Source organism: Streptomyces sp. NPDC040432, assembly GCF_055595445.1.
Window position 1 is genome coordinate 17,386 of the sequence record NZ_JBVIVP010000013.1, and the last position, 25,630, is coordinate 43,015.

Below are 25,630 nucleotides of genomic sequence, written 5' to 3' on the forward strand. Positions count from 1 at the left end.
ACGATGGGCGGGAACCGGCGCGGACGGCTCGCGGTGCCGCCCGCCCAGAGCGCTCGGGGTGGAGACGACGTATGGCACAGGCCGCCGATCCGGCGCGGACCGTCATCCTCACGGTGGACGACGACCCGGGGGTCTCCCGCGCCATCGCCCGTGACCTGCGGCGCCGCTACGGCGCCGAGTACCGGATCGTGCGCGCCGAGTCCGGCGAGTCCGCGATGGAAGCGCTGCGCGAACTGAAACTGCGCGGGGACCTGGTCGCGGTGATCCTCGCCGACTACCGCATGCCGCAGATGAACGGCATCGCCTTCCTCGAAGAGGCCATGGGCGTGTACCCGGGAGCGCGGCGCGTACTGCTCACCGCGTACGCCGACACCAACGCGGCCATCGACGCGATCAACGTGGTCGACCTCGACCACGACCTGCTCAAGCCCTGGGACCCGCCGGAGGAGAAGCTCTACCCCGTCCTGGACGACCTGCTCGCGGCCTGGCGTTCCAGCGACCACCGCCCGGTGCCCGCCACGAAGGTGGTCGGGCACCGCTGGTCGGCGCGTTCCTCGGAGGTCCGCGAGTTCCTCGCCCGCAACCAGGTGCCGTACCGCTGGTACTCCTCCGACGAGCCGGAGGGACGACGGTTGCTGGAGGCGGCGGGGGCCGACGGGCAGCGACTGCCGCTGGTGGTGACGCCCGACGGCGGTGTGCTGGTCGAACCGGAGGCGCCCGAACTGGCCGCGCGTGTCGGGCTCGCGACGACCCCCACCGCCGACTTCTACGACCTCGTCGTGATCGGCGGCGGCCCGGCCGGCCTCGGCTCGGCGGTCTACGGGGCCTCCGAGGGGCTGCGTACGGTCCTGGTGGAGCGGTCGGCGACCGGGGGACAGGCCGGACAGAGTTCCCGCATCGAGAACTACCTCGGTTTCCCGGACGGCGTCTCGGGCGCACAGCTCACGGAACGCGCCCGCCGGCAGGCCGGTCGGTTCGGCGCCGAGATCCTCACGGCGCGCGAGGTCACCGGGCTGGAGGTCAACGGTCCGGCGCGCGTCGTCCACTTCTCCGACGGGTCGACGGTCGCCGCGCACAGCGTGATCCTGGCGACGGGCGTGTCGTACCGGCAGCTCCACGCGCCGGGCTGCGACAGCCTGACCGGCTGCGGGGTGTACTACGGCTCGTCCCTCACCGAGGCGGCCTCCTGCCACGGGCAGGACGTGTACATCGTGGGCGGCGCCAACTCCGCCGGGCAGGCGGCGATGTACCTGTCGCGCGGCGCCAAGTCGGTGACGCTGCTGGTGCGCGGGGACTCCCTGGCGGCGTCGATGTCGTACTACCTGATCCAGCAGATCGAGGAGGCCCCTAACATCACGGTGCGGCCCCGGACCGTGGTCGACGAGGCGCACGGCGACGGGCACCTGGAGCAGTTGACGCTCCGGAACGTGGACAGCGGGGCGACCGAACTCGTCGACGCGCAGTGGATGTTCGTCTTCATCGGCGCGGCCCCGCTGACGGACTGGCTGGACGGCACGGTGCTGCGCGACGAACACGGCTTCATCCTGGCCGGGCCGGACCTCACACCGGACGGGCGGCCGCCGGCCGAGTGGGAACTGGACCGTTCCCCCTACCACCTGGAGACCAACGTCCCGGGCGTGTTCGTGGCGGGCGACGCCCGCGCCCGGTCCGCGAAGCGCGTCGCGTCCGCCGTCGGAGAGGGAGCCATGGCCGTGATGCTCGTCCACCGGTACCTGGAGCAGTCGTGAGCGGGCAGGTCATGCCCTGCGCCCCGCAGGAGATCGCCTCGCTGTTCCTGTTCGAGAAGCTGTCCCCGGAACAGCTCGGCCGGCTCTGCTCCGAAGGGCGGGTGGAACGGTTCGACGTGGGACCGGTGTACACCGAGGGCGACCCGGCCACCTGCTTCTTCGTGATGATCGAGGGCACCGTCGTACTGGCCCGCCGGGTCGGCGGCGACGACGTGGAGGTGAGCCGCACCTCGCAGCGCGGCGTGTACGCGGGAGCCATGCAGGCGTACCTGGGTGAACAGGTGCCGCAGACCTACACCAACTCGATGCGGGTGACCGAACCGACCCGGTTCTTCGTGCTGCCCGCGGAGTCGTTCGCGGACGTCATGCGCGAGTGGTTCCCGATGGCCGCGCACCTGCTGGAGGGGCTGTTCTTCGGTTCGAAGAACACGCAGCGGGCGATCGGGCAGCGTGAACGGCTGCTGGCCCTGGGGTCGTTGTCCGCGGGTCTCACGCACGAGCTGAACAACCCGGCCGCGGCGGCCGTACGGGCGACCGCGGCGCTGCGCGAGCGGGTGGGCAAGATGCGGCACAAGTTGGCCGTCATCGCGCAGGGCCCCTACCCGCGCGAGGTCATCGCCGGCCTGATCGACATCCAGGAGCGCACGGCCGAACGTGTCGCCAAGGCACCGGCGTTGAGTCCGCTGGAGGCTTCCGACCGTGAGGACGAGCTCGCCGACTGGCTCGATGACCACGGCATCACCGAGGGCTGGCGGGTCGCACCGACCTTCGTGCAGGCCGGACTGGACACGGACTGGCTGGAGCAGGTCGCGGCCGCCGTCGACGAGGACGTCCTGCCGGGTGCGATCGGCTGGCTCAACTACACGGTCGAGACAGAGCTGTTGATGGACGAGATCAACGATTCCACCACGCGCATCTCCCATCTCGTGGACGCGGCCAAGCAGTACTCGCAGCTCGACCGCGCCCCGCACCGGGTGGTCGACGTCCATGAGCTCCTCGACAGCACCCTGCTGATGCTGTCCGGCAAGATCGGTCCCGGGGTGCGGGTGGTCAAGGACTACGACCGCTCGGTGCCGGACGTACCGGCCTATCCGGCGGAGCTCAACCAGGTGTGGACCAACCTCATCGACAACGCCGTCTTCGCGATCGGGAGCACCGGCGGCGAGGGCACCCTGACGGTCCGCACGGCACGGGAGGGCGACAGGCTGCTGGTGGAGTTCCGTGACACGGGACCGGGCGTTCCGGCGGACGTCCGCAGCCGCATCTTCGACCCGTTCTTCACCACCAAACCGGTCGGTGAGGGCACCGGTCTCGGCCTGGACATCTCCTGGCGGATCGTCGTCAGCAAGCACCACGGGAGCCTCCAGGTCGAATCCGTCCCGGGTGACACCCGTTTCCAGGTCCTGCTCCCGCTGACCGCTCCGGAGGTCGGGGAGTTCACCGGAACCGACACCACCGAGGAGGACCCCGCATGACCGGCATCGACGGCATCGACCCGAGCGCCCCGCCCAGCGGCACCGGGTGCGCCGACTGCGACGAGGCGGGCGGCTGGTGGTTCCACCTGCGACGCTGCGCCGAGTGCGGCCACATCGGCTGCTGCGACTCCTCACCGGGCCAACACGCCACCGCGCACTGGAAGTCCAGCGGCCATCCCCTGGTACAGAGCTTCGAGCCCGGCGAGGGATGGTTCTGGGACTACGCCACCGACGCCATGTACGAGTCGGGTCCCGAGCTGACGCCACCGGACGCCCACCCTGCGGACCAGCCGTCCCCCGGGCCGGCCGACCGCGTCCCGCAGGACTGGCCCGGCCTGCTGCACCGCTGAGGACCGGCCCGCCCGCACCGGCCCCCGGCCTCGCCCCGCCGTGGTAGGGGGCGACGGCGGGGGCCGGCGGGGATCAGCAGGAGCGGACCGGCTGGAGGTTGTGGACGAAGCGCGCCGAGACCCAGCCGTTGGAACCCTGGATCCGGTACCAGACGGGATTGCCGTCCACCCAGCCGCCCCGCTTCTGGCAGTTGAGCAGGATCCGCTGGTGCGGACGCAGCACCTTCACGACGCCCGAGTACACCGTCGGCTTCTGCCGGACGTGGAGCGGCGCGTCGGAGACCACCTCACCGACCGGGTAGGCCGCCTTGGGGGCGCCCGGCGCGGGGAGGGATCCGTACTGCCCGGTCGCCATTGCCGTCGCGGCGCCGGGGCCGATCAGCACGGCCGCTCCGACCACGCACGCGAGTACCGTTGTCTTCATCCTTGCACCGCTCTCCGCAGATCCGTACCGGCATCGAGTGGCCGGCGGGCGCTCGGCCTCTTCAGCACCCCCCTCGACTATCCGCGCGGGCAACCCGTTCGGCGGGCGGACACGCCCGCCCTCCTCCGGATGGCCCCCCGGGTCGCGGACCTGACGTGCGTTCAGCTCCCCGAGCGCGGGCCGATAGGGTGTTCGACGCCTCATGGCGGCGCGTGACCCACCCGTGTGACCCACCCGTGTGACCCGCACCCCCACGGAGCTCGTACGGCAGGCGTGATACCCGGAGGCACGAAGTGAGCGGGACCAGACCGATCGACCGGGCCCGGTCGGCCCCCGGTGGCGCCCTGAGGGCGTTCCTCCGGGCCTGCAGGGCGAGCGACGACGAAGCCCCCAGGGCCGAGCGCGTCGACGACCCGGCCATCGGCCGGATGCAGCGCGCGCGGATGGCACTGGGCTTCGGCGCCGGCCTCTGGCTGATCGTGTCGTACCCGCTGAGCGACGGCGGCGAGGAGTTCGTGCTCGGCAAGATCGTCGAGCTGGGCTTCTCCTGCCTCGTCCTGACGATCGGATCCGTGGTCGGGATCACCACCTTCCTCGTCATGAGCAGCCGGGACAGGCGCCGCGACTTCGCCGGGCGACTGCCCAGGCCGGTCATGACGCTCGTGATGCTCGCCACCGGCCCGCTCCTCACGTGGGCGTCGCTCAAGTCCCTCCGGGGAGAGTTGCTCCCCGCCGATGCCCTGCAGGGCGTCATGGCGTTCTTCGGCGACGGGATCTTCGCCAAGCTGGTGGTGTTCCTGCTGCTCGCCGCCGGATGGCTCGCGTCCGTCGCCGTACTGCTCGGCTCGATCCCCTTCACGCTCTACTCGGCCTACTTGTGCGTGTTCACCTGCATCCGGGCCGGGGACGTGCACCAGCTGCTTCCCGCGCTGATATCCCCCCTGCTGGTCTGGTCGCTCCTCGCCTTCCAGCTCTTCATCGGTCCCGACGTGGCGGCGCCCCCGCTCGTGCTGTACACGTTCATGTTCGGTGGCCCCCTGTCGGTGACGGCGCTCTCGGTCTGGGAGGTGCGCCGACTGCGCGTCCGCCACGGCATCACCCTGCGCGACGCGCTGGACCGCTGATCCGTCGAATTCGGCGCCAGCGCGCCGCCGGGCCTCAACTGCGCCAGGCACAGGGCGGATTAGGCTCGGCCCGATGACGGAGAATGAGATCCAGCTCAAAGCGATCGCCGCGCTCACAGCCATCAGGTCCGGCGCCGACAGCCAGTTCGTCTCCGACCTGCTGGGAGAGGTGATCCCCGCCGAGTTCGTCGTTCCGGTCGACGCCGGCCTGGAGGAGACGGGCCTGGCCGTGTTGCGGCAGGTCTCCCAGCCGCTCAATGCCCTGGTCAACGGCTTCATCCTCGCCTTCGACGTCGTGGCCACGGCGCTCGACGCCGCGGAGCTCGACACCTCCACCGAGGACCTCCTGCAGACCCTCGCCCTGAGCCTGGCGGTCGAGGACACCGAGTGACCCGGCCCCTCCGGGGCCGGTCCCGGAGGGCTCCCCATTCCTGACGCACCGACGGCCCGCGCCCCTTTCAAGGGCGCGGGCCGTCGCATGTTTCCGGCGTCCCCCTCGGCTCGACGGGGTCGCGTGGTCGGCCGGGGGCTGCTAGTTGTCGATCTGGAGGGTGGCCATCATGCCCGCGTCCTCGTGGTTGAGGATGTGGCAGTGCAGGACGGTCTTGCCCGTGTAGTCGAGGAAACGGGACCGGACCACGATGTTGCCGCGGGCCGGGACGTCGACGGTGTCCTGGAACCCGTAGTTGACCTGGGGCTTCCCGTTGATGCTCATCACCTGGAAGTCGTTGGTGTGGACGTGGAACGAGTGGACCTCGTCACTGTCGTTGCGGATCGTCCATTCCTCGACCGTGTTGAGCTTGACCCGGAAGTCCGTGCGGTTGTGGTCGAACTGCTTCTTGTTGATGTAGAACTGCGTGCCGTCCGCGTTCTCCGTGAACACGATCGTCTTGCGACCCGCGACGGTCGCCGTCCCCAGGTCGTCCACCGGGGCGAACGTGGTCGGCAGGGCAGCCTGCTCCACCGGTTCGCCGGAGGTCTCCACCGTCGCCAGGGTGGCCTGCGGGAACTGGTTGCCGGCCTTGCCGGAGTTGTACGGCAGGGTCTGCAACTCGACGGTGCCGGCCTTGCCGCCCTGCACCAGTACGTCGTACCGCGCGCCCGCCGGGATCACGATCGAGTCGGCCGAGTACACCTTGTTCACCGGGTAGCCGTCCTGGGCCACGACGTGGAACTTGCTGCCCGGCAGCGCGACCTTGTAGAAGATGTTCGCCCCGATGTTGGCCAGGCGCCACAACTGGGTCTCGCCGGGCTTGATCCGGATGCGCGGGTTGAGCTGGCCGTTCACGGTGCGGGTGGTCGGCGCGCCCATCTTGAGGTCGGCCGTCTTGATCTGGTCGCCGACGATCTGGAAGTCCTTCAGCGCCACCACGTGCTGGGTGATGCCGCGCAGCTCCGGCGGCATGTACCGGTCGAGACCGTCGACCACGATGATGCCCGCCATACCGCCCGCCGTCTGCGCGGCGGACAGGGTGTGCGGGTGCGGGTGGTACCAGTACGTTCCCGGTTCCAAACTCTTCGGGAATTGGTAGGCGAAGTCGAAGGTCTTGCCCGGTGCGATGTTCAGGAAAATATTGTCGGAATTACCGGTCGGTGAAACGTGCATTCCGTGCACGTGGAGATTCGTCTGCTGGTCGAGCTTGTTCTCGAAAGCGATCTCCATCCGGTCGCCCGGTTGCAGCCGCAGTGTGGGCGGCATGTACAGGCCGTTGTACGTGAGCGCCCACAGGGGCCGGCCCGCGAGTTGGACCTGCTTCCGCTCGACCACGATGCGCGTCTTCAGCAGGCCGTTGCGGCTCACGACCTGAGCCGGGTCACGGAGATCCTCGGTGGCCGCGGCGGTCAGCGCCGGTGAGGGCGAAACCGTGGCGGCGGGCGTGGCCGCGACGGAGGCCGAGGGCGCCGCTCGCCCCTCGCCCGTCTTCGCGGTACCGCAGCCCGAGGCCAGGGCGAGCGCGCCGAGCAGCGAGGCGACAGCGGTCCACCGGGCGAATTGATGTCTTCTCATCCGGACTCCGAGACGTAGTGGGCACTCTCCACGACCCTGGGGGGGCCGCCTTCGGGAGATCATGCCGCGCCGTGGTCCGGAATGAATTCAATGACCCGCGTTTCGCCGGCAAAGCCGGATCATTCCGACCCCCGCCGGAATTAATGTCGTACCGCTCCGGAAATGACCAGCCCCATCGCCCGGACGTCGTCGTCCAGGCGCCGGAAGTGCCGCAGGAACCGCGCGGCGTCCGGGCCGACGCCCGGGCCGGCGGCGCGCGCCCCGAACTCCGGCCCGAGGGTCGCCGCACCCGAACGGGCGCCCCCGGACTCGGCGGTGGCGCCGTCGGTGTCGCGGGTACGGCCCTCGTCCCCGGTGCCCCCGGGATCACCGGTGTCATCGGTGATCAGTGCCGTGAGGAGCGCCAGCTTCCCGTTGACGGCGCCCAACGCCTCCCCCAACAACGGTTCGGCGGGTGACCGGGACCAGGCTCCGGGTGCCAGCCGCTCCGCCTCCACCGCGAGGGTCCTGGCGTGGTAGGCGCAGGTCTCCAGCAGGCCCATCAGCCGGAGCGCCGCACTGCGCCGGTTGCGGTGCGGTGCCACGGGGTGGACGACCGGCGTCACCGACCGGCCGAGCTCCTCGACGGCCCGGTCCAGGGCCTGCGCCGCACGGACGGGGGTCGCCGGCTCCTCCGGGAGGCGCGGGGCCGATCCACGGCCCGTTCCCGGACCGGGTGCGGGTCGCGGTCCGGTCACCCTGCGCACGGTCGCCTCCAGCGCCCCGGCCAGGGCGGTCAGGGCCGCGGCGAACTGGACGTCCGTCTGCCGGGCCGTCGCCCGGGGCAGGATCACGACGGCGGCGAGGACCCCGCACACCACGCCGAACCCGGTCTCCGCCATCCGGATGGGCAGTAGGCCACCGGTGTAGTCCCCCAACAGGTCCGACAGCAGCGCGATCATCAACGTGATGAAGAAGGTGGCGACGGTGTACGACAGGGCGGCCGTGTACGCCATGCCGAACACGCAGGCGAGGGTGAGCAGGAAGGCCGCCCACGGGTGCCCCGCGAGTCCCGCCGCCACGACGATGCCGACCAACATCCCCGCGGCGGTGCCGAGCACCCTCCGGTAGCCCTTCAGCGCGATCTCGCCGGTGGAGGAGGTGTTGAAGAAGACCATCCAGCAGGCCAGGACGGCCCAGTACCAGTGGTCGACGGAGATGAGCTGACCGCCGACCGTGGCGACGGCCGCACCACAGGCGACCTGTACGGCCGCACGGGTGGTCGGACGGCTCCACCCCACCGGACCCTCCGTGGCGGGCCGCCCGGACGGGATCGGTCCGGCCCCGGGCGTCGTGGACGCACCGGGAGCGGCCTGCCGGGGGTCGCCCCGGAAGGCGACCCGCAGTGCGGCGGCGGCCTGCACGAAGTCCTCCACGGCCAGGTACGCCTCGGCTTCGACGGCGTCGGTGTCCGGGGGCGGGGTGGAAGGCCGCGGGAACGGTCCGCCGGCCAGGGCCGGCCCGAGGGCCCGTACGCGCACGGCCAGGTTCTCGGCCCGCGGCGGCGCCGACGACCCGGCAGCGGGGCCCTCCGCCGCGGCGGCGCCCCCACCGGGCCGCGAACCGTCTCCGGGCAGGTGCAGCCGGTGCGCGAAATCGGTGGCGCCCGTCCCGCCCTCGACAGCCCGGAGCACCATCACCACCATGCGTTCGGCCCGTACGTCGACCTCCGTCATCCGGGACCGGACGAGGTCGGCGACCGGCGGGGACGCGCACACCTCGACGCTGTCCTGGAGCATGAGCGCGCACGTGTGCAGTCGCACCAGGCGACGCTGGACCGCCCGCAGCCTCGCCCGGGACGCCGGCCCGGGCGTCCCGTCACCGAGCAGCTCGGCGAGGGCGGAGGCCAGGTCCTCCAGGCACGTCCGGACCGACCGCTGGAGTCGTGCGAACGACCGGGCCGGTGTCGTCCTCAGGAGCGCGAACCGGACGACCGCCCCGCATCCGAACGCCACCGCCACGGCCGCCCACAGCCGTGGGAGCTCCGGCGTCGTGAACGTCACGAACTGCATGACGAAGTACATCTGGAAGGCGTTCATGCCCAACGCGGTGCCGCGCGGACCGTAGCGGCGGATGTACACCGTGACGAACAGCAGGGCCACGAACACCGCGCCCGACACCTTCGGGTACGGCTCCAGCAGCACGGCGACCGTCGCGGAGGCCAGTGCGACCGGCAGGCTCAGGGCGTGGGTGACGGCCTGCTCGCCGGGCAGCGGCCCGGTGAGCACCATCGACCACACCAGCGCCGACGAACCGGCCGCGACCAGGTAAGGGGTGGCGAAGCCGAGCGCCCATAGGACGACCAGGGTGAGGCAGATCGCGAGGACGGTGTTGGCCGCCCCGACGAGACGCACCAGCCCGGGATCCGCCGCGCCGAGCGCCTCGCGCACGGAACGCGGTTTCTCGCGCGTCGCAGCCGCTTTCCCGTCCACCGCGCCGTCCTTTCCGGCCGCCACCCTTCCAGTGAACCGCGAGTCCGGCCCGGGCACCGTTCGGCGCTCCACGGCCGTACGCCCGCGGGCCCACCGGGGGCAGAAGGAGGCGGACCGGCGGTTGCCGGTCCGGAAGGGTGCCGGGGCGTAGCGGGATGTGCTGTGGGGGTCTACTCACGGATTGGTCACCGTCGGGTCCTGCACCCGAGTGAGCGGTTGCCGTCACAGCCGCGCATGCTCCTCATGTCGCGGACTTCCCGTACTCCCGGCCTGCTGTTCCTTTGTTCCCACCCCTGTGCGCACCTCCGACCCTACGAACCCGGCGGACCCGTGTGAGCCTTCGTTCGGTCGGCGCGCCGGGTCGCCGGCGTTCCTCCGATCGGTCCCCCCGCACCGACCCCCTCGACCGCTCGGGGGGCACCCGCCGCCGCTCGGCGCCGTCGTCCCACGGCTCGTCCGTTCGTATGACCGGCCCGGGCCCCGTGCCTCCCTAATGTCGTACGCAGAACCCCCACCGAGAGGAGCACGACGATGGTGAAGACCACAGCGGCCCCCGTCACGGGCCGCGGCGCACCGCTGGGAATCGAACTGGTTCCCGCGGCCGCCCGCCGGTACACCGACCCGATGACGCGCTGTATCTCCTGCGCGGGCCCCCCGCCCCCGCCCCCGGGCTGCAGCACCCGCGTCCGGTTCTGACGGACGAACGGCGGAGGCCGGACCCCGAGGAAGGGTCCGGCCTTCCGCTGCTGCCCCCACAGCCGCACCCTCACCCGCCGAGTCCGCCCCGGCGGGTTTCGTCGTGCGCCACCGCCCGTGGCCCGGCGGTGCTCGGGGTGCCTCGGGCGGGGCGCCCGGCGAGCCGCTCGTACTCGTCCCGTCCATCACCCCGGACCGCGGCGCGCACTCCCGACGCCCCAAGACCGTGCCGTGGCCGGCCGCGGCACGGCACGGCACGGCACGGCGGGCGCCCCCGCACGGCACGGCACGGCACGGTCGGGAACGAGACCACGGCCGCTCCCGGATTGCGCCCCCGGCCATTCGCGGCGGGCGTCGCGGAAACGCCCGAGGGGCCCGGAGCCGCGCACGGCTCCGGGCCCCTCGGGGACACACGGTCAGGCTATGGCCTTCTCACCGGTGGGAAGGGAGCTGATCGCCTTCTCACCGGTCGGAAGGGAGCTGATCGCCTTCTCCGACGGCAAGGAGTTGAGCTCCTTCCCCGACGGAAGGACGTTGAGCTCCTTGCCCGACGGAAGGGAACTGATCGCCTTCTCCGACGGCAGGGCCCTGAGGTCCTTGCCCGACGGAAGGACGTTGAGGTCCTTGCCCGACGGAAGGACGTTGAGCTCCTTGCCCGTCGGTATCCGGTGTTCGGGGGTGGCTGCGGCCAGGCTCTTGCCGCCCGAGGCCTGCAGCTGCGGGCCGGTGGCGGCCTGGGCGGTGAAGGCGGTGACTCCGGTGAGGGCGAGTACGCCCGCGGTCAGTCCGGCAGTGGTGAGAGCTCGGGTCGAGAACATGTTCCTGGGCCTCCGGTGGTTTCGGGTTGCGGCGCGACGGGACCGGTTCGGTTCCCAGGGGCGGGATTGCCCCGAGCGCTGGTTCCAGTGAAGCCGGCGGCTCCCGCTCGACGCGTCCCCCGATCGGTCCACGGGGTGGAGGAACGGGTGGGGAACGCCGGCTGGATCGGGCCGAACGGCAGCCGGAGGGCGGAGCGGGCCGGTCGAACCGACGCCGCGCCGCGGAGGGTCTGGCGGAGCGGGGAACGGTGCGTCATCCCGGGAGCCCGCCGAACGGATGACGAGCGGGCGCGCACGCCCTGCCTAGCGTGAAGGCGCGGTGAATCCACCGTTGACCCCACTCTGACGAAGGACGCGCCATGCCCACCTCACACGTCGCCCCGCCCCGCCTGACCGAACCGCTCCTGGACGTCGCCGAGGTCAACTTCGACCTCGCGGAGGAGCGCGACTGGATCCCCCCGCTGGTAGCACCCGCGGCCCGGTGACCGGGGGTGGCCCGGGATCGACGTGAACGTCGGTTCCGGGCCCGCCCTCCGGAAGCCTCCAGCCCCACCCCCTGCCCCCCTCCCCCGCACAGCAAGGTGAATCGCATGCCCCGGAACCTCACGGAGATCGACCGGATGCTCGGTACCGACCCGCGGTTCGGCTCCGCCGACACCATCGACGCCCGCAACACCGCACGGTTCCGCGTCGGATTGCGGATCCTCGCCGGGCGTCATCCGCGCCACGCGACGGAGTTCGGTCGCGTCGGCCGACTGCCGACCGCCGGCCTGCGGCGCCTCCTGTGCGATCCGGTGCTCCACAACGCCTTCGAACGTGACCTCGCCGTGGCCCTGAGCCGGCCGTCCGAGCCGAGCACCCTGGCCCTGATGCTCCGCCAGTCGGGCTCCACCAAGGACGCGCTGGGCCCCTGCGAAGGGCTCATGGAAACCCACCACCAGCCGTGGCCCGCACTCGGACCGGCCTGGGTGTGGACCTCCACCCTGCCGGAGGAGGCACACCCGATGCTCACCGCGCTCGGCCGGCGGCGTGACGACGTCTTCGAGGAGATGGGGGTGAGCCGCCGGGTCGAACCCGACGCCGAGGCACTGACCGCGCTGTCCCGGGGAGCCGAGTTGCTCGCCGAGTTGCTCCCCCACACCGGGGCGGGTGCCCTGCGGCACGTCGCGCTGGTCGGGTTCGCCGAGGGCGAGGACGAGGACGGCAGCGTGCACTCCTTCGCCTGTGGCGACCGGCTGCCCTCCGCGCTCTTCCTGTCCCCGCACGCGCTGACCGACCCGTGGAAGGCCGCCGAACTCCTCTTCCACGAGTCGCTGCACCTCAAGATGTTCGACATCATGCGCACCGGCGCCCTGGTGTCCGACATCGGCCGGATGACAGGGGTGCCGCCCTGGCGGGTGGTGGACTGGAACCTGCGCCGGGTCTACAGCTCCCTGCACGTCTACGCCCACATGGTGCTCTTCTTCGCCGCCGCTGCCGCCGCCCCGGCGGACCTGCGGCGCCGCTTCGGGGAGCCGCCCGCCCGCGAGTCGGTCGGTGCCTGCACGCCGGGCAGCGTCGCCGCGGCGGAAGGCACGTACGCGACGAGTGAGGAGCGCACCCGGTACCTGGCCTGCCAGGCCCTGCACGCCCACGGGGACGCGCTGACCTCGGACGGCCGGGCCATGGTGGTGCGACTCCTCGACGCGGTCGCTCCGCTGGTTCCCGGACTCCCGCCCACGGACCGGCGGCCGGAACCCGCCGCCGACCGGGTACCGGGGTCGGCGCCCGACCCGGCGGCCCTCCCGCATCCCGGCGGCTACCACCAGCGACGGCCGATCACGGTCCTGCCGCTCCAGGACCAGGGCACGCTGCTGGCCGTCGCGCCGGGATCGAGCCGGATGGTGTGGTTGAACGCGCACGCCTGGTTCGTGTTCTCACTGTGCGACGGCCGGGACCTGCGGGCCATGGAGGCGGCCTACCTGCCGCAGGCTCCGGGTGGCCCGGCCGGTCTCGGGGCGGCGTTGGAGGCCCTGCTGTCCGCCGGCCTGATCGCCCCCACCGGCGCGCCGCCGCCCGCCGGTGTCACCGTCCCCGCCACCACCCGCACCGCCGCTCCGGCCGCCGCCGGATCCCGTGCGACCGAGGGAGCAACGCGATGAACTGTCACCTCTGCCGGACGGACTCCGGACACCACCGGCCCGCCGAGGCCGTGTGCCGCGTGTGCGGTGCGGCGGTCTGCGATGCGCACGTGCGCGTGGCGCGCCGGGAACTGACCCAGGCCCGGGGCATGGGCACGAGCAGTGTCCGCGTGGTCGCGGCCATGCACTGCGCGCGGTGCGGCGGCTGAAGCGGCGGCCGCATCGCGTGGCCGACGGCCGCACCGCTTCGGTCGCCATGACGACCGGTCCCGGAGGCGATCGTCCGGGGCCGGTCGGATGCGGGCCCCGCTCCGTGTTCGCGGGGGCGGCGCCTTCCGTCTCCGGCCCCGTCCCCACGACACCCCGTGACACCGTCACTCCAGCATGTGCGTCCGCATCGCCTTCGCGACCGCGGCGCCGCGGTCGGAGACGCCGAGCTTCTCGTACAGCCTGCGGATGTGGGTCTTGACGGTGGTGGGGGCCAGGTACAGCTCCTTGGCCATGTCGGGGACCGACAGGCCCTGGGCGATCATCTGGAGGACCTGCCGCTCGCGTGCGCTGAGCAGTGGTTCCTCCGATCGGGCCCGCAGCCGGACCTCCGAGGCCAGCCCGGTGACGAGCTCCGGGTGCAGCACGTTCTCGCCCTTGGCGCAGGCCATCACCGCCGCGATGATGTCGTCGCGGTCGGACTCCTTGGACAGGTAGCCCGCCGCGCCCTCCTGGACCGCCCGGTACACCACGTCGCTCTCGGTCGTGGCCGAGAGCAACAGCACGCGGGTCGGCAGTTCGTCCCGGGCGACGGCGTGCGCCACCTCCAGGCCGTCCAGTTCGGGCATGCGGTAGTCGAGGAGGGCCACGGCCGGGCGGTGTTCGCGGATCGCCTCCAGGGCGGTGCGGCCGTCACCGACCGCCGCCACCACTTCGACGCGGCCGCTGCCGTTGAGCGCGGAGACGATTCCGTCCCGGTACACCGGGTGGTCGTCGCCGACCACGACCCGCACCCTGGGCTGTCCGTAGGTCATGGTGCCTCCACATCGGCGCGGTCGGGCTCGGGCAGGGTGACGCGCACCCAGGTGCCCCGTTCGGTGGGAACCAGCTCCATGCGGCCTCCCAGGGCCTCCACCCGGGCCCGCTGCGAGGCGAGTCCGATGTGTCCTTCGGCGAGTCGGTCGGCGAGCACCTCCTCGTCCATGCCGACGCCGTCGTCCCTCACCTCAAGAATCACCGCTGCTCCGGTGTCCCGCAGCCCCACGCGGACGTGATCGGCCCCGGAATGGCGTTCGACGTTGGCCAGCAGCTCCCGTGCCAGGCCGAACACGACCGGGTCGACGCCGTGGCGCCGCGGGTGGTCCAGCTCGCATTCGACGGCGATCCCGGTCCGCTTCGAGGTCGTCCGGGCGAGGGAGCGCACGGCGGCCGCCAACCCTGCCTGTTCCAGTACCGACGGGTGGAGCGTGACGCTGACCTGCCGCAGTTCCTGCGACACGTCCCCGAGCAGTTCGAAGGCCCGTTCCAGCAGGGCGGACGCCCCGTCCGGGGTCTTGCGGGCCTGGCTCAGGTCCTGGCGAACGGCCAGGACCGTCTGCAACGGTCCGTCGTGCACGGACTCGGCGACGGTGCGGCGCTCGCGCGCCTCGGCGGACACCACGTCCCGCAGCAGGATCGACCGGCTGATGGTGAGGGCGGCGACCCGCTCCAGCCGGCGGTCCTGCACCCGTGACACGGCCATCGCCACCACGCACAACAGGACCAGCATCGCCATCAGCGCCAGCCCCTCCGCACCGCTCAGCTCGCGGCGGAAGGCCGAGTCGGTCAGCACGGAGCCGCCGGCGGCGATGGCGGCCACGGACAGCAGCAGTGCGCGCCTGCCCGGGTGGGTCGCCGTGAAGAACGGCAGGAACGCCAACAGGCCCAGGGAGAGGTAGCTGCCGATGGACAGGAACTGCAGGGCGGACACGGCGGCCACGTCGACGATCGCCATCGGTGCCAGCCGGCGGATCCGCTGGGCCCGCTCGGGGCGGTGGCGCCACATCCACCAGGTGACGAGGGACACCAGCCCGTACCCGCCGACCAGCACGAACTGCGCGGGCCACTGGTCGGGGGGCGTACCCGCCCAGGCCACGAGCGCCATGACGCCCACCAGAGCCAGTCGGAAGATGCTGCGCAGCCGCTGACCCTGCCGGTCGAAGTCGAGGAAAATGTCCGCGACGGCCTCGGCCCCGGGGGCGTCCGGTGCCACCGGCGGCCAGTGTCCGACCGCGCGTCCCGCTGCCGTTCCGCTGCCACTGTGGCGCACACGCCCAGTTTAGGTACCGCTGTGCGGATCCTGCCGTACGTGGGGTTTCCGCACCCCCGGTTCCGATCGTGGGCACCGTGCCCGGCATCCCACCCGTGGGGGTCGTGCACGGTGCCCCGCCAGGCCCGGCGCGGCGGGCGGTGGACGTCAGGCGGAGGCCGGGTGCGGCAGGGCCCCGGCAGCGTGCAGGATCCCGCGGGCCCGGCTCAGTTCGGCGCGCAGTTCACCGAAGTCGTCGGGGAAGTCCTGGTCGCGTTCGACGAGGGTGGCGCGCACCGACGTCGTACGGTTCAGCAGTTGGAACAGCAGGTGCCATACCGCCTCGGGCACGGGGGCGCTGTGCGTGTCGGTGGCCATGTGCCCCTCGTCGCCCTCCGTCCCGCCCGCGAGGTGCACCTGGACGACGCGTTCCAGCGGGATCGTGTCGAGGAACTCCTGGGCGTCGTAGCCGTGGTTGCGGGAGTTGATGTCGAGGTTGGTGAGGTCGAGCAGCAGGCCGCAGTCGCAGTGTTCCATCACCTCGGTGATGAACTGGGCCTCGGTCAGGGGCGACGGCAGGTCGAGGTAGTAGGTGATGTTCTCCAGGATGAGGGGGACCCCGACGGCGTCCTGCACCCGCTGCGCGCGGCGGCCCACGGCCGCCGCGATCTCCCGCAGTCGTGGCAGCGGTACGAGGGTGCCCAGGGAGATCCCGCCGGCCCGGGTGAAGCAGAGGTGGTCGCTGAACCAGGGTGCGTCGATCTCCGCGACCAGTGCGGCCAGCGCCTCGACGTAGCCGGCGGCCGGTTCCTCGGGGGCGCCCAGCGACAGCTCCAGGCCGTGCGGCACGAGCCGGTGGTGCTTCCTGAGCCGGTGGAGCCGTTCGCGGGCGTCGGGCGGTGCGTCCAGGTAGTGCTCGGTGATGATTTCCAGCCAGTCGGCGGCCCGGGGATGGGCGTCGATCTCCGCCGAGATCTCGGTGCGGTAGCCGAGACCGGAGCCGAGGTACGGAAGGTCGGCAAGCATTCCTGGTCCTCCTGTCCGTGGGACGGGCACCGGGAAACCGGCGCTGCCGCCACGCTAGGGCGGGCCCGGGGCCGGCCCTGTAGTGCGTTCGGGTGACGGGACGGGGGACGGGGACGTACCCCGCACGGACCTCGGGGAGGACACGGCCCGACGGTCCCGGCGGGAACAGTCGAAGGAGCACCACCTCCCCGAACCTGCTGCGTCACGGAGCTCACGACGATGAACAGAGCTGTCCTTTCCGAGTTCGCCGGAACCGCCCTGCTGGTCTTCTTCGGTGTCGGGGCCGCCGCCATCGGCGCCCCCGTCATCGGGCCGACCGGCGTCGCCCTCGTCTTCGGCCTGGTCCTCGTCGGCCTGGCCTACGCCCTGGGCCCGGTCTCCGGCGCCCACCTCAATCCCGCCGTCACCCTCGGCATGCTGTTGGCCCGGCGGATCGGTCCCCGTAAGGCCGCGGCCTACGCGGTGGCCCAGTTGGCCGGCGGCGTCGTCGGCGCGGCCGTCCTGTACGCGCTGGCGCGAACCATCCCCGGTTTCGTCACCCAGGGGACCTTCGGGTCCAACGGCTGGGGCGTCCGCTCCGAGATGGGCATCAGCGGCGCCGGTGCCTTCCTGACCGAGACCGTCCTCACCCTGCTCCTGGTCCTGGTGGTCCTCGGCGTCACCCGTCGGACCGCCGCGCCGGGCGTCGGTGGCGCCGCGGCCGGCCTCACCCTGGCCGCGGTGGTCTTCGTCGGCTTCCCCCTGACCGGCACCGGGGTGAACCCGGCGCGCAGTCTCGGCCCGGCCCTGTTCGCGGGCGGTGCGGCCCTGTCGCAGCTGTGGCTGTTCCTGCTGGCCCCGCTGGTGGGTGGCGCCCTGGCCGCCGGCATCGACCGGTTGCTCCATCCGGTGGCGGTCGTGGCCCTGCGGTCGGCGGAACCCCTTCGGGGGACGACACTGAGGATCCCGGCGGCCTGACCGCAGGTCCCGTGCCCGCCGGTGAGCGGCGCGACGGTCCCGCACCCGGACGCCGGGGGCGGGACCGCCTGCGGTCCGGGGCCCGGTCGGCCCGGTCCGCGGATGGTCGGACGTCAGCGGGTCGGCGCCTCGCGGAGCAGTTGGGCGGCCAGGGCGAGCGCGGTGCCGTGCGGCGAGGTCAGGTCGAGGCCGGTCAGGACGGTCAGCCGGGTCAGCCGCTTGTCCACCGTGTTGGGATGGACGCCCAGCGCGGAAGCGGTGGCTCGGCGGTCCAGGCACAGCTCCAGGTGGGTCCGCAGCGTCGCCAGCAGTTCGGGCCGGTCGGCCGCCGGATCGAGCAGGGCGGCGATGCGTTCACCGCTCGGACCGGGCCGCGACAGGTGGAACTCCAGCAGTACGTCGTCCAGCCGGTGCACCGTGCCGGCCGGCAGGCCCCGGGCCCGGGCTATCCGGACGATCTCCCCGGCCGTCCGGGCCGCCTCGGGGATCCCCGCCGCGTCCGTGGCGACGGCCGCCGCCACGCGCACCGGCGCCCCGTAGCCCTCCTCCAGGAGCCGGGCCAGATCGTCGGGCACCTCCCCGCAGCGGGGGACGACGGCCTGACCGAAGGCTCCGCCCCCCTCCGGTGCTCCGTCCGTCAGGGCGGGTACGTCCGCCCCGAAGGCCGACTGGAGGGCCGCGCGGATCCGGCTCCGGCGACGGCGCTCCGCGACGGGACCGTCCGGGGCGTCCACCCGCCCGGCGTGGAAGGCGAGGAGCAGCAGCGGGCCGTCCAGGACGAGGCCCGCGCGGCGCGCCTCGTCCGGGTCGAGCACCCCGTGCAGCAGGCCGCGCACCAGCCGGATCCGGTCCGTGCGCCGGTCGCTCTCCAGGGCGTCCCGCTGGTGGAGGTAGTGCTGCGTGACCGCTCCGACGACCTCGGCCTGGGACTGGAACAGCAGGTCCACGAGCTCGGCGAGGGCCGGTCCGTCGTCCGGCCCGGCCTCCTCGCGCATCACCTGCCACAGTCCGTACACGCCCATCGCGTACGTGCGGAGCAGCAGGTCGAGCGGCACCCCCTCCTCGGCGCGCTGCGCGGCCCGCTCCCGGAACAGCCGGTATCCGTCGGGGGCGGCGGGCGGGGAGATCACGCCCCGGAGGAAGAGGCGGACACCGTGGCGTACGGTTGCCGCGATCTCCAGGTCCTTGAGGTCCGCGGGCAGGGTTCCGTAGCCCGGCACGCTTTCGAAGAACTCCCTGCTCATCCGTCGTGCCAGGGCATTGGTCCGGGATTCGCAGCGCACGGCCAGTGCGCGGGCGGAGTCGGAAACCACGCGTCCCCCCAGAGTCGCGAGATGTGACGCATCACCCTAGTGGCCCCGTACGGGTGTGACGAGAACCGGTGTCGCCACCGGGCCGGCGCGCCCAGACTCGGCTCCCGGGGCGCCGCTCCGGCACCTCCCCCGATCGGCGCGGCGCCCTGCCGAACCACGACGGGGCGCCGGCCCACCGCGGGCGCGCCACCCGATCGGACCGAGAAGGAGCCACGCGCATGACCGCACCCTCCGCACCCGCCTCCCCGGAACCGCGCGCCGGTGGCGCGACCCACGAACGCTCGCGGGAGTACCTCGCGTACGCCGACCGGGTGTGGCACGGCAAGGCGGACCTCGGGGCCCACCTGGCCGGGGAGTTCACCGGGAACCGGCTGGTCCTGGTGGGCCCCGGCATCGGCTTCTACCCGGGCTTCGCGAATTCGATGACCTTCGACACCGGCGAGGGCCTGGTCCTGGTGGATTCCGGCGACGTGATCACCGCCGCGGACCGGCACGCGGCGGTGCGCGCCTTCTCCGCGGATCCGGTGCGCGCCGTCGTGCTCACCCACGGCCACGTCGACCACGTGGGCGGGATCGCGCCCTTCGACGCCGAGGACCGGAGCCCCGAGGTCGTCGCCCACGAGGCCGTCGCGGCCCGCTTCGACCGGTACCGCCGGACCGCGGGCTACAACACGTGGATCAACCGCCGCCAGTTCGGCGTCCCGTGGCTGGAGTGGCCCACCGACTACCGCTACCCCGACACCACCTACCGCGACCGGTACACCCTGCGTCGGGGCCGCCTCACCTTCGAGCTCGTGCACGCCCGTGGCGAGACCGACGACCACACGTACGTCTGGGTGCCCGAAGCCCGGACGCTGTGCACCGGAGACCTGTTCATCTGGCACTCCCCCAACGCGGGGAACCCGCAGAAGGTGCAGCGGCACCCCGAGGAATGGGCCCGGGCCCTGCGGGACATGGCGGCCCTGGGGGCGGAACTGCTGCTCCCCGGACACGGCGTTCCCATCGTGGGGGCCGAGCGGATCCACCGGGCCCTCACCGACACGGCCCGGCTGCTGGAGACCCTGTGCGACCGGACCCGCGCGCTCATGAACGAGGGTCTCCGTCTGGACGAGGTGGTGCAACGGGTACGCGTTCCGGAGGAATTGCTCGCCCGGCCCTACCTCCACCCGGGCTACGACGAACCGGAGTTCGTCGTCCGCAACCTGTGGCGGCTGTGGGGCGGCTGGTACGACCTCAACCCCGCCCACCTCAAGCCCGCCCCCGAGGCCGAGGTCGCCGTCGAACTGGCCGCCGCCGCGGGCGGTGCCCGCGCGCTCGCCGACCGGGCCGACCGGCTGCTGGCGCAGGGGCGGCTCCGGCTGGCCTCGCACCTGGCCGAGATGGCCGCCCTCGCCGCGCCCGAGGACGTGGAGGTGGCCCGGATCCGGGCCCGTGTCTACACCACCCGGGCCGGTGTCGAGCAATCGACGATGGCCCGGGGCATCTTCGCCTGGGCCGCAGCCGAATCCTCCGCGCTGGCCGAACGGACGGACGTGGCCACGGAACTGGCCCGTACGCCCCAGGGCGCGCGGCGCGCGGGGGGCCGGATCGGCGTGGGCCTCACCGACGAGGGCGACGCGCCCCGCGAGGAGACCGGGGTCGGCGGGGACACCCGGTCGACCGGGGAGACCGGCCGGAGCGACCCCGACTCCGAGGAGCTCATGGCCGGCGGTCGCGGTACCGACGGCAGCCAGGTATGACGGTCGTCTCCACCCGCCCGCCCGGCGACGCTCCCGCGCCGGCCGGGGCCTGGGCCACCGCCTGGATGTTGCTGCTGTTCATGGTCGTCAACTTCGCCGACAAGGCGGTACTGGGTCTGGCCGGCCCCGAGATCATGCGCGAACTCGGCCTCAGCAGGCAGGAGTTCGGTGCCACCCAGGCCGCGTTCTTCGCCCTCTTCTCGCTGTCCGCGGTCGGCGTCTCCCTGCTCACCCGCACGGTGCGCACCACCGTCCTGCTGCTGCTCATGGCCTTGGCCTGGTCCGCCGCCCAGCTGCCGATGCTGGCCGCTTCCGCCGGTTTCGGAACGCTGATCGCCACCCGGGTGCTGCTCGGCGCGGCGGAGGGCCCGGCCGCGCCGGTCGCCGTGCACCACCTGTACGGCTGGTTCCCGCAGCACGAACGCACCCTGCCCACGGCCGTGCTGCTGGTCGGGGCGGCCGTCGGCGTGGCGGTGGCGGCCCCCGCCCTGTCCCTGGTGATCGGCTGGTGGGGATGGCGGTGGGCCTTCGGCGTCGTCGGCTGCGCGGGTCTCGTCTGGGCCGCCGTGTGGGCGGTGCGCGGCGGCGAGGGACCGCTCGCGCCGCCGCTCACCGGGCGGGCCCGCAGCCGGGGCCCGTCGGACGCGTTCGACGGGACGGGCCCTCCCGCCGCGGCCCGGGTCGGCGGCGTCGGCGAGCCGTCGCTCCGCCGGATCCTGCTGTCGCCCACCGTCCTCGCCGGGGGCTTCGGGTGCTTCGCCGCCTACTGGCTGATGAGCTCGCAGCTGACCTGGGTCCCGGACTACCTGCACACCGCTCTGGGCTGGGACACGCACCAGGTCGGCATCGCGGTGGCCGCCGGAGCGCTCGCCAACGCCGCCGTACTCCTCGGCCACGGCATGCTGAGCCGCCGTCCGGCGGCCCCCGGACGGCGGAGCCTGCCGCCCGGAGCGGGCGCGGGGCTGCTGATGGTCTGCTCCGCCGCGGCGGTGGCGGTGTTCGGCACCGCGCAGGCCCTGTGGCTGAAGCTGCCGATGATGCTGGGCATGGGCCTGTCCATGGTGATGATGACGGTCGGTCAGACCGCCTGCGGCCGCATCACGACGCCCCGTCTGCGGGGTGTCGTCCTCGGGACCGTGGTCGGCGTCGCCTCCCTGGGCGGGGTGCTGGCCCCGGTGGTGCTGGGCCGGGTGGTGGACGCGGCGCCGACCGCGGTGACCGGCTACACGCACGCCTGGCTCCTGACCGCCGCGCTGCTCGCCCTCGCCGGCCTGCTCGCGGCACTGTTCCTCCGCCCGGAACGGGACGCCCGCCGCCTGGGGATCCCGGAACCCTGATGTCCGCTGGTCACCGGCCGGAACGTCCTGCCGCCGGGCCCGCCGCCCGGAAGGGAGTCGGCGGCGGTGGCGGCCGGTCCCCGGGGCGACGTTCCGCCTCGCCGCCCACCCGGCACCACCGCCGCCGAACACGGAGCGGAGCCGCGGGCACACCTGTCGAACCGAGCACGTGCGCCCGCGGCCGCTCCGCGGGGCTCGCGCGGTCGCCGACCGACTCCCTGTACGGAGAGGGTCGGCCCGCAGGACCGCGCGAGGGGGCGCACGGGCGTCGTCCCCCCACGGGCCTCCCGTGCGCTGTGCCCACGCTACGTCGCGCCCGGGGCCCTGTCTCCGACCCCGACCACTCACATGCACCAGCCCCGGAACCACTCAGTGCGCCACCCCCGCTCGCCCGATCGGAGGACGCGGCCGGGGCACCCGGGCCGGCCTACTCGGAGAAACCCCCCACGCCCGCCACCGGGGCGGCGTCGGGCCGAAGGCCGGAGGGCCCCTGCCATGACCAGCACCCCCACCACCGCCACCGGTTCCACCGAGCTCCCGCGCGGTCCGCACGCCGCGCACGGGGTCCTCGACTCCGTCGAGCACGCCGTCGCGGAGATCTCGGCGGGCCGTCCGGTGATCGTCGTCGACGACGAGGACCGGGAGAACGAGGGCGACCTGGTGTTCGCGGCCGTGCACGCCACTCCCGCGCTGATGGCGTTCACGATCCGGCACACCTCCGGTGTCATCTGCGCCCCCATGCCCGCGGACGCGCTCGACGACCTCCGGCTGCCCCCGATGACCACGGTCAACGAGGACCCGAAGGGAACCGCCTACAGCGTGTCCACCGACGCCCGGGACGGCATCACCACGGGGATCTCCGCCGCGGACCGCGCCCGCACCGTCCGTCTCCTCGCCGATCCCTCCACCGGCCCGGGCGACCTGACCCGCCCGGGGCACGTGTTCCCGCTGCGGGCCGTCGAGGGCGGGGTGCTGGTCCGCCCCGGACACACCGAGGCCTCCGTCGACCTGATGCGCCTGGCCGGTCTCCCGCCCGTCGGGGTGATAGCGGAGGTCGTCAACGACGACGGGACCATGGCCCGGCTGCCCGAACTGCTGGTCCTGGCGGAGGCCCACGGTCTCGCGGTGATCTCGATCGAGGACCTGGCGGCGTACCGGCGCCGGACCGAGCCCGGGGTGGAGCGCGTGGCGACCGTCACCCTTCCCACGCCCTTCGGCGAGTTCACCGCGGTCGGCTACCGGGCCACGGACACGGACTCCGAGTACGTCGCCCTCGTCGCGGGCGGTCTCGACGAGCACGGCGAGCTGCCCGGCACCGACGCGGACGTGCCGGTGCGGCTGCACTCCGCCTGTCTGACCGGGGACGTCTTCGGCTCGCTGCGGTGCGACTGCGGACCGCAGCTGGACGAGGCCCTGCGCCGCATCGCCGCGCACGGGCGCGGAGTGGTGCTCTACCTGCCCGACCACGAGGGGCGGGGCATCGGCCTGGTGCAGAAGCTGCGCGCGTACGAGCTCCAGGAGGCGGGACGCGACACGGTGGACGCGAACCTGGACCTCGGGCTGCCCGCCGACGCCCGGGACTACGGGGCCGCCGCGGACGTCCTGAAGGACCTGGGCGTCCACGCCTGCCGGCTGCTGACCAACAACCCGGCCAAGACCACCTCGCTCACCGACCACGGGGTACGGGTCGGCCGGACGGAGCCGCTCGCGGCGCCCGCCGGTGATCACAACATTCGCTACCTGGTCACCAAGCGGGACCGGATGGGCCACGACCTGCCCTGGCTGGTCTCGTAGCCGCGCGCCCCGGCGCCGCCGCGAGGTCGGTACGGCCTCGCGGACGGTGCTGCCCGACATCGACCGGAGCCGATATCGGCTCCGGTCGATGTCGCCGCCCGTCGGGTGTCTCCTCCGGTCAGGTGTCGCGGTCGCAGGCCGCGCAGATCACCACGCCGCTGAGGGGCGGCCACCAGGCGGCGCCGGCCTCCCCGGGCCGGTCGCCGGGCGTCGGCCGCAGGCCCGCCGTGCTCATGCCGCACAGGGTGACCGGTCCCGGCGCCGTTCCGGAGTCGTCCGTCTCGGCCGCGTGGACCGTGCCGATCCCGTCGGGGGCCGTTCCGTCGAAGGGGGGACCGTCCGTCCCGCCCGCCCGTACCTCGTGGACCGCCGCGTATCCGTTCACGCGTCCCACGGTAGGGCGGCGGCGCCGGTGTCGCCGCCGCGGCGGGCCCGCTCCGTCCGCCCGCCGACCGAACGGAGCGCGCGCCTCAGTGGTGGCCGAGGAACCGGGCGGCCACGGTCTTGCGGGCCATCAGCATGGCCACGCCCACCGCGACGGCCACCAGTACCTCGATCGCCACGAACGGGAAGCCGTTGAGGTTGGCCCCGGCGATGGCGGCGAGCGAGGTGGCGCAGTCGCCCGCGGTCACCGCGAGGAACCAGACGCCCATCATCTGGCTGCCGTACTTCTCCGGCGCGAGTTTCGTCGTCGCCGACAGGCCGACCGGCGACAGGCACAGCTCGCCCACCGTCTGGATCAGGAAGATGAGGGCGAGCCAGAGCGGCGAGACCCGCGTGCCGCCCTCCGCGGCCGCAAGGGCCAGCAGGAACACGGCGAACGACAGGCCCACCAGGATGAGGCCCATCCCGAACTTCGCCGGCGTGGAGGGTTCACGGTCCCGGCGGGCCAACCACTGCCACAGCCAGGCGAACACGGGGCCGAGCGCCATGATGAACAGCGGGTTGAGCGACTGGAACCAACTGGAGGGGAAGGCGAAGCCGAACAACGTGGTGTCGGTGTTCTCGTCGGCGAAGATGTTGAGGGTGGAGCCGCCCTGGTCGTAGACCATCCAGAAGACGGCGGCCGCGACGAAGAGCCAGATGTAACCCGACACCCGGGACTTCTCGGCCGCCGTCAGTTCCGGGTCCCGCCGGATCCGCGCCAGGGTCCATGCCGGGAAGACGAGCCCCAGCACGGTGAGCGGGACCATCACCCAATTGAGGGTGTAGTGCCCGGACAGTCCGACGACGAGGTAGAAGACGACCGGAACGAGCAGCCAGAGCAGGCCCTTGCGCAGCATGGCCCGGCGCGCCGTCGCGTCCATCGGCGCGGGGACGAGGTCGCTGTGCGGGCTCAGCGAGCGCCGCCCCAACAGGTACTGGGCCAGTCCCAGGGCCATGCCCACGCCGGCCACCGCGAACCCGAGGTGGTAGCTGACCTTCTGACCGATCGTGCCGATGACCAGCGGCGCGAAGAAGGCACCGAGGTTGATGCCCATGTAGAAGATCGTGAAGGCGCTGTCGCGGCGCTCCTCCAACGGCCCCTGGTACAGGTGGCCGACCATCGTCGAGATGTTGGCCTTGACCAGGCCCGAGCCGACCGCGACGAAGAACAGCCCGGCGAAGAAGAACGCCGTCGTGGGCACCGCCAGCAGGAAGTGCCCGATCATGATGATCACGCAGGCCGTCGTGACGGACCGCCGGGGCCCGAGGAAGCGGTCGGAGACCCAACCGCCGGGCAACGTCAGCAGGTACACCATGGAGACGTACACGCTGTAGATCGCCACGGCGGTGCCGGTGGAGTAGCCGAGGCCGCCCTCGGCCACCGGAGCCGCCAGATAGACGGCCAGCAGGGCGCGCATGCCGTAGTAGCTGAACCGCTCCCACATCTCGGTGAGGAACAGTGTCGCGAGTCCTCGTGGGTGTCCGAAGAACGTCCGCGGTTCGACTTCCCGGGCCTCTGTGCCCACGGT

The 25,630-nt window shown here is 72.8% G+C and carries 22 protein-coding genes; 12 read left to right on the plus strand and 10 right to left on the minus strand.

Translation table 11 applies throughout. The features are described from left to right. Window positions 1-71 precede the first annotated feature (71 nt). Genes ACZ58N_RS24585 through ACZ58N_RS24595 form a run of 3 tightly spaced genes read left to right on the plus strand, consistent with a single transcriptional unit; the run spans window position 72 to window position 3,573 of the window. Window positions 72-1,748, plus strand: a complete 1,677-nt coding sequence (locus tag ACZ58N_RS24585; RefSeq protein WP_471163678.1) for an NAD(P)/FAD-dependent oxidoreductase — start codon at window positions 72-74, stop codon at window positions 1,746-1,748. Further along, window positions 1,745-3,223, plus strand: coding sequence for an ATP-binding protein (locus ACZ58N_RS24590; RefSeq protein ID WP_471163680.1), 1,479 nt, complete (start codon window positions 1,745-1,747; stop codon window positions 3,221-3,223). Before ACZ58N_RS24585 ends, ACZ58N_RS24590 begins: the two co-directional genes overlap by 4 nt. Continuing rightward, a complete protein-coding gene (locus tag ACZ58N_RS24595; protein ID WP_471163683.1) occupies window positions 3,220-3,573 on the plus strand; it encodes a UBP-type zinc finger domain-containing protein in 354 nt (117 codons plus the stop codon). The genes ACZ58N_RS24590 and ACZ58N_RS24595 overlap by 4 nt, the downstream gene beginning before the upstream one ends. A gap of 73 nt (window positions 3,574-3,646) precedes the next feature. Here ACZ58N_RS24595 and ACZ58N_RS24600 read toward each other — a convergent pair whose 3' ends face one another. Next, window positions 3,647-3,997, minus strand: coding sequence for an SH3 domain-containing protein (locus ACZ58N_RS24600; protein ID WP_471163686.1), 351 nt, complete (start codon window positions 3,995-3,997; stop codon window positions 3,647-3,649). 293 nt (window positions 3,998-4,290) lie between these two features. Here ACZ58N_RS24600 and ACZ58N_RS24605 point away from each other — a divergent pair, with 293 nt between their 5' ends. After that, window positions 4,291-5,121, plus strand: a complete 831-nt coding sequence (locus ACZ58N_RS24605) for a hypothetical protein (protein WP_471163688.1) — start codon at window positions 4,291-4,293, stop codon at window positions 5,119-5,121. Between the two features lie 73 nt (window positions 5,122-5,194). Beyond that, complete coding sequence (locus tag ACZ58N_RS24610) at window positions 5,195-5,512, plus strand: hypothetical protein (RefSeq protein ID WP_471163690.1); 318 nt, start codon at window positions 5,195-5,197, stop codon at window positions 5,510-5,512. A 141-nt stretch (window positions 5,513-5,653) separates the two neighbouring features. On the opposite strand, the gene ACZ58N_RS24615 is transcribed toward ACZ58N_RS24610, so the two are convergent. The 3 genes from ACZ58N_RS24615 to ACZ58N_RS24625 form a co-directional block, all read right to left on the minus strand. After that, window positions 5,654-7,129 (minus strand): multicopper oxidase family protein, encoded by a 1,476-nt coding sequence (locus ACZ58N_RS24615; protein ID WP_471163693.1) that lies wholly within the window; start codon window positions 7,127-7,129, stop codon window positions 5,654-5,656. A gap of 140 nt (window positions 7,130-7,269) precedes the next feature. Next, window positions 7,270-9,624, minus strand: coding sequence for an FUSC family protein (locus ACZ58N_RS24620; RefSeq protein ID WP_471163695.1), 2,355 nt, complete (start codon window positions 9,622-9,624; stop codon window positions 7,270-7,272). A 1,088-nt stretch (window positions 9,625-10,712) separates the two neighbouring features. Further along, complete coding sequence (locus tag ACZ58N_RS24625; RefSeq protein WP_471163697.1) at window positions 10,713-11,114, minus strand: hypothetical protein; 402 nt, start codon at window positions 11,112-11,114, stop codon at window positions 10,713-10,715. A gap of 359 nt (window positions 11,115-11,473) precedes the next feature. Between ACZ58N_RS24625 and ACZ58N_RS24630 the strand changes: the two genes are divergently transcribed. The 3 genes from ACZ58N_RS24630 to ACZ58N_RS24640 all read left to right on the plus strand — a co-directional run bounded on the left by ACZ58N_RS24630 (window position 11,474) and on the right by ACZ58N_RS24640 (window position 13,443). Then, window positions 11,474-11,599 carry a hypothetical protein gene (locus ACZ58N_RS24630; protein WP_471163700.1) on the plus strand — a complete coding sequence of 42 codons (126 nt, stop codon included), beginning with the start codon at window positions 11,474-11,476 and terminating at the stop codon, window positions 11,597-11,599. A 105-nt stretch (window positions 11,600-11,704) separates the two neighbouring features. Next, window positions 11,705-13,255, plus strand: a complete 1,551-nt coding sequence (locus ACZ58N_RS24635; RefSeq protein ID WP_471163703.1) for a PqqD family protein — start codon at window positions 11,705-11,707, stop codon at window positions 13,253-13,255. After that, window positions 13,252-13,443, plus strand: a complete 192-nt coding sequence (locus ACZ58N_RS24640) for a hypothetical protein (protein WP_471163706.1) — start codon at window positions 13,252-13,254, stop codon at window positions 13,441-13,443. Before ACZ58N_RS24635 ends, ACZ58N_RS24640 begins: the two co-directional genes overlap by 4 nt. Window positions 13,444-13,608: 165 nt before the next feature. On the opposite strand, the gene ACZ58N_RS24645 is transcribed toward ACZ58N_RS24640, so the two are convergent. From ACZ58N_RS24645 to ACZ58N_RS24655, 3 genes are all read right to left on the minus strand, one after another. Further along, window positions 13,609-14,256, minus strand: a complete 648-nt coding sequence (locus ACZ58N_RS24645; RefSeq protein WP_389710207.1) for a response regulator transcription factor — start codon at window positions 14,254-14,256, stop codon at window positions 13,609-13,611. Beyond that, window positions 14,253-15,473, minus strand: coding sequence for an ATP-binding protein (locus ACZ58N_RS24650; protein WP_471163709.1), 1,221 nt, complete (start codon window positions 15,471-15,473; stop codon window positions 14,253-14,255). The genes ACZ58N_RS24645 and ACZ58N_RS24650 overlap by 4 nt, the downstream gene beginning before the upstream one ends. A gap of 204 nt (window positions 15,474-15,677) precedes the next feature. Next, on the minus strand, window positions 15,678-16,535 hold the full coding sequence (locus ACZ58N_RS24655; RefSeq protein WP_471163711.1) for an MbnB/TglH/ChrH family RiPP precursor modification enzyme: 858 nt from the start codon (window positions 16,533-16,535) through the stop codon (window positions 15,678-15,680). Between the two features lie 219 nt (window positions 16,536-16,754). Between ACZ58N_RS24655 and ACZ58N_RS24660 the strand changes: the two genes are divergently transcribed. Then, window positions 16,755-17,492: an aquaporin gene (locus tag ACZ58N_RS24660; protein ID WP_471163714.1), complete on the plus strand. Its 738-nt coding sequence runs from the start codon at window positions 16,755-16,757 to the stop codon at window positions 17,490-17,492. Between the two features lie 113 nt (window positions 17,493-17,605). Here ACZ58N_RS24660 and ACZ58N_RS24665 read toward each other — a convergent pair whose 3' ends face one another. After that, entirely contained in the window at window positions 17,606-18,805 is a 1,200-nt protein-coding gene (locus ACZ58N_RS24665; protein WP_471163716.1) for an RsbRD N-terminal domain-containing protein, read from the minus strand. Window positions 18,806-19,023: 218 nt separating this feature from the next. On the opposite strand from ACZ58N_RS24665, the gene ACZ58N_RS24670 reads away from it, so the two are divergent. The 3 genes from ACZ58N_RS24670 to ACZ58N_RS24680 all read left to right on the plus strand — a co-directional run bounded on the left by ACZ58N_RS24670 (window position 19,024) and on the right by ACZ58N_RS24680 (window position 23,675). Further along, on the plus strand, window positions 19,024-20,544 hold the full coding sequence (locus tag ACZ58N_RS24670) for an alkyl sulfatase dimerization domain-containing protein (protein WP_471163719.1): 1,521 nt from the start codon (window positions 19,024-19,026) through the stop codon (window positions 20,542-20,544). Then, window positions 20,541-21,881, plus strand: a complete 1,341-nt coding sequence (locus ACZ58N_RS24675; protein WP_471163722.1) for an MFS transporter — start codon at window positions 20,541-20,543, stop codon at window positions 21,879-21,881. The genes ACZ58N_RS24670 and ACZ58N_RS24675 overlap by 4 nt, the downstream gene beginning before the upstream one ends. 495 nt (window positions 21,882-22,376) lie before the next feature. After that, the gene (locus ACZ58N_RS24680; protein WP_471163725.1) at window positions 22,377-23,675 is read left to right on the plus strand and encodes a bifunctional 3,4-dihydroxy-2-butanone-4-phosphate synthase/GTP cyclohydrolase II; all 1,299 of its coding nucleotides are present in this window, start codon (window positions 22,377-22,379) and stop codon (window positions 23,673-23,675) included. A gap of 118 nt (window positions 23,676-23,793) precedes the next feature. Here ACZ58N_RS24680 and ACZ58N_RS24685 read toward each other — a convergent pair whose 3' ends face one another. Together ACZ58N_RS24685 and ACZ58N_RS24690 are read right to left on the minus strand one after the other, a co-directional pair. Beyond that, on the minus strand, window positions 23,794-24,060 hold the full coding sequence (locus ACZ58N_RS24685) for a hypothetical protein (protein WP_471163727.1): 267 nt from the start codon (window positions 24,058-24,060) through the stop codon (window positions 23,794-23,796). 85 nt (window positions 24,061-24,145) lie between these two features. Continuing rightward, window positions 24,146-25,627, minus strand: coding sequence for a peptide MFS transporter (locus tag ACZ58N_RS24690; RefSeq protein WP_471163730.1), 1,482 nt, complete (start codon window positions 25,625-25,627; stop codon window positions 24,146-24,148). Between the last annotated feature and the right edge of the window lie 3 nt (window positions 25,628-25,630).

Excerpts from the sequence above, each read along its gene's own strand:
- ACZ58N_RS24635 (WP_471163703.1), top strand. The coding sequence starts at position 11,705 with ATGCCCCGGAACCTCACGGAGATCGACCGGATGCTCGGTACCGACCCG.
- ACZ58N_RS24595 (WP_471163683.1), top strand. The coding sequence starts at position 3,220 with ATGACCGGCATCGACGGCATCGACCCGAGCGCCCCGCCCAGCGGCACC.
- ACZ58N_RS24585 (WP_471163678.1), top strand. The coding sequence starts at position 72 with ATGGCACAGGCCGCCGATCCGGCGCGGACCGTCATCCTCACGGTGGAC.
- ACZ58N_RS24675 (WP_471163722.1), top strand. The coding sequence starts at position 20,541 with ATGACGGTCGTCTCCACCCGCCCGCCCGGCGACGCTCCCGCGCCGGCC.
- ACZ58N_RS24600 (WP_471163686.1), bottom strand. The coding sequence starts at position 3,997 with ATGAAGACAACGGTACTCGCGTGCGTGGTCGGAGCGGCCGTGCTGATC.
- ACZ58N_RS24610 (WP_471163690.1), top strand. The coding sequence starts at position 5,195 with ATGACGGAGAATGAGATCCAGCTCAAAGCGATCGCCGCGCTCACAGCC.
- ACZ58N_RS24670 (WP_471163719.1), top strand. The coding sequence starts at position 19,024 with ATGACCGCACCCTCCGCACCCGCCTCCCCGGAACCGCGCGCCGGTGGC.
- ACZ58N_RS24640 (WP_471163706.1), top strand. The coding sequence starts at position 13,252 with ATGAACTGTCACCTCTGCCGGACGGACTCCGGACACCACCGGCCCGCC.
- ACZ58N_RS24615 (WP_471163693.1), bottom strand. The coding sequence starts at position 7,129 with ATGAGAAGACATCAATTCGCCCGGTGGACCGCTGTCGCCTCGCTGCTC.
- ACZ58N_RS24655 (WP_471163711.1), bottom strand. The coding sequence starts at position 16,535 with ATGCTTGCCGACCTTCCGTACCTCGGCTCCGGTCTCGGCTACCGCACC.
- ACZ58N_RS24625 (WP_471163697.1), bottom strand. The coding sequence starts at position 11,114 with ATGTTCTCGACCCGAGCTCTCACCACTGCCGGACTGACCGCGGGCGTA.
- ACZ58N_RS24660 (WP_471163714.1), top strand. The coding sequence starts at position 16,755 with ATGAACAGAGCTGTCCTTTCCGAGTTCGCCGGAACCGCCCTGCTGGTC.
- ACZ58N_RS24630 (WP_471163700.1), top strand. The coding sequence starts at position 11,474 with ATGCCCACCTCACACGTCGCCCCGCCCCGCCTGACCGAACCGCTCCTG.
- ACZ58N_RS24680 (WP_471163725.1), top strand. The coding sequence starts at position 22,377 with ATGACCAGCACCCCCACCACCGCCACCGGTTCCACCGAGCTCCCGCGC.
- ACZ58N_RS24645 (WP_389710207.1), bottom strand. The coding sequence starts at position 14,256 with ATGACCTACGGACAGCCCAGGGTGCGGGTCGTGGTCGGCGACGACCAC.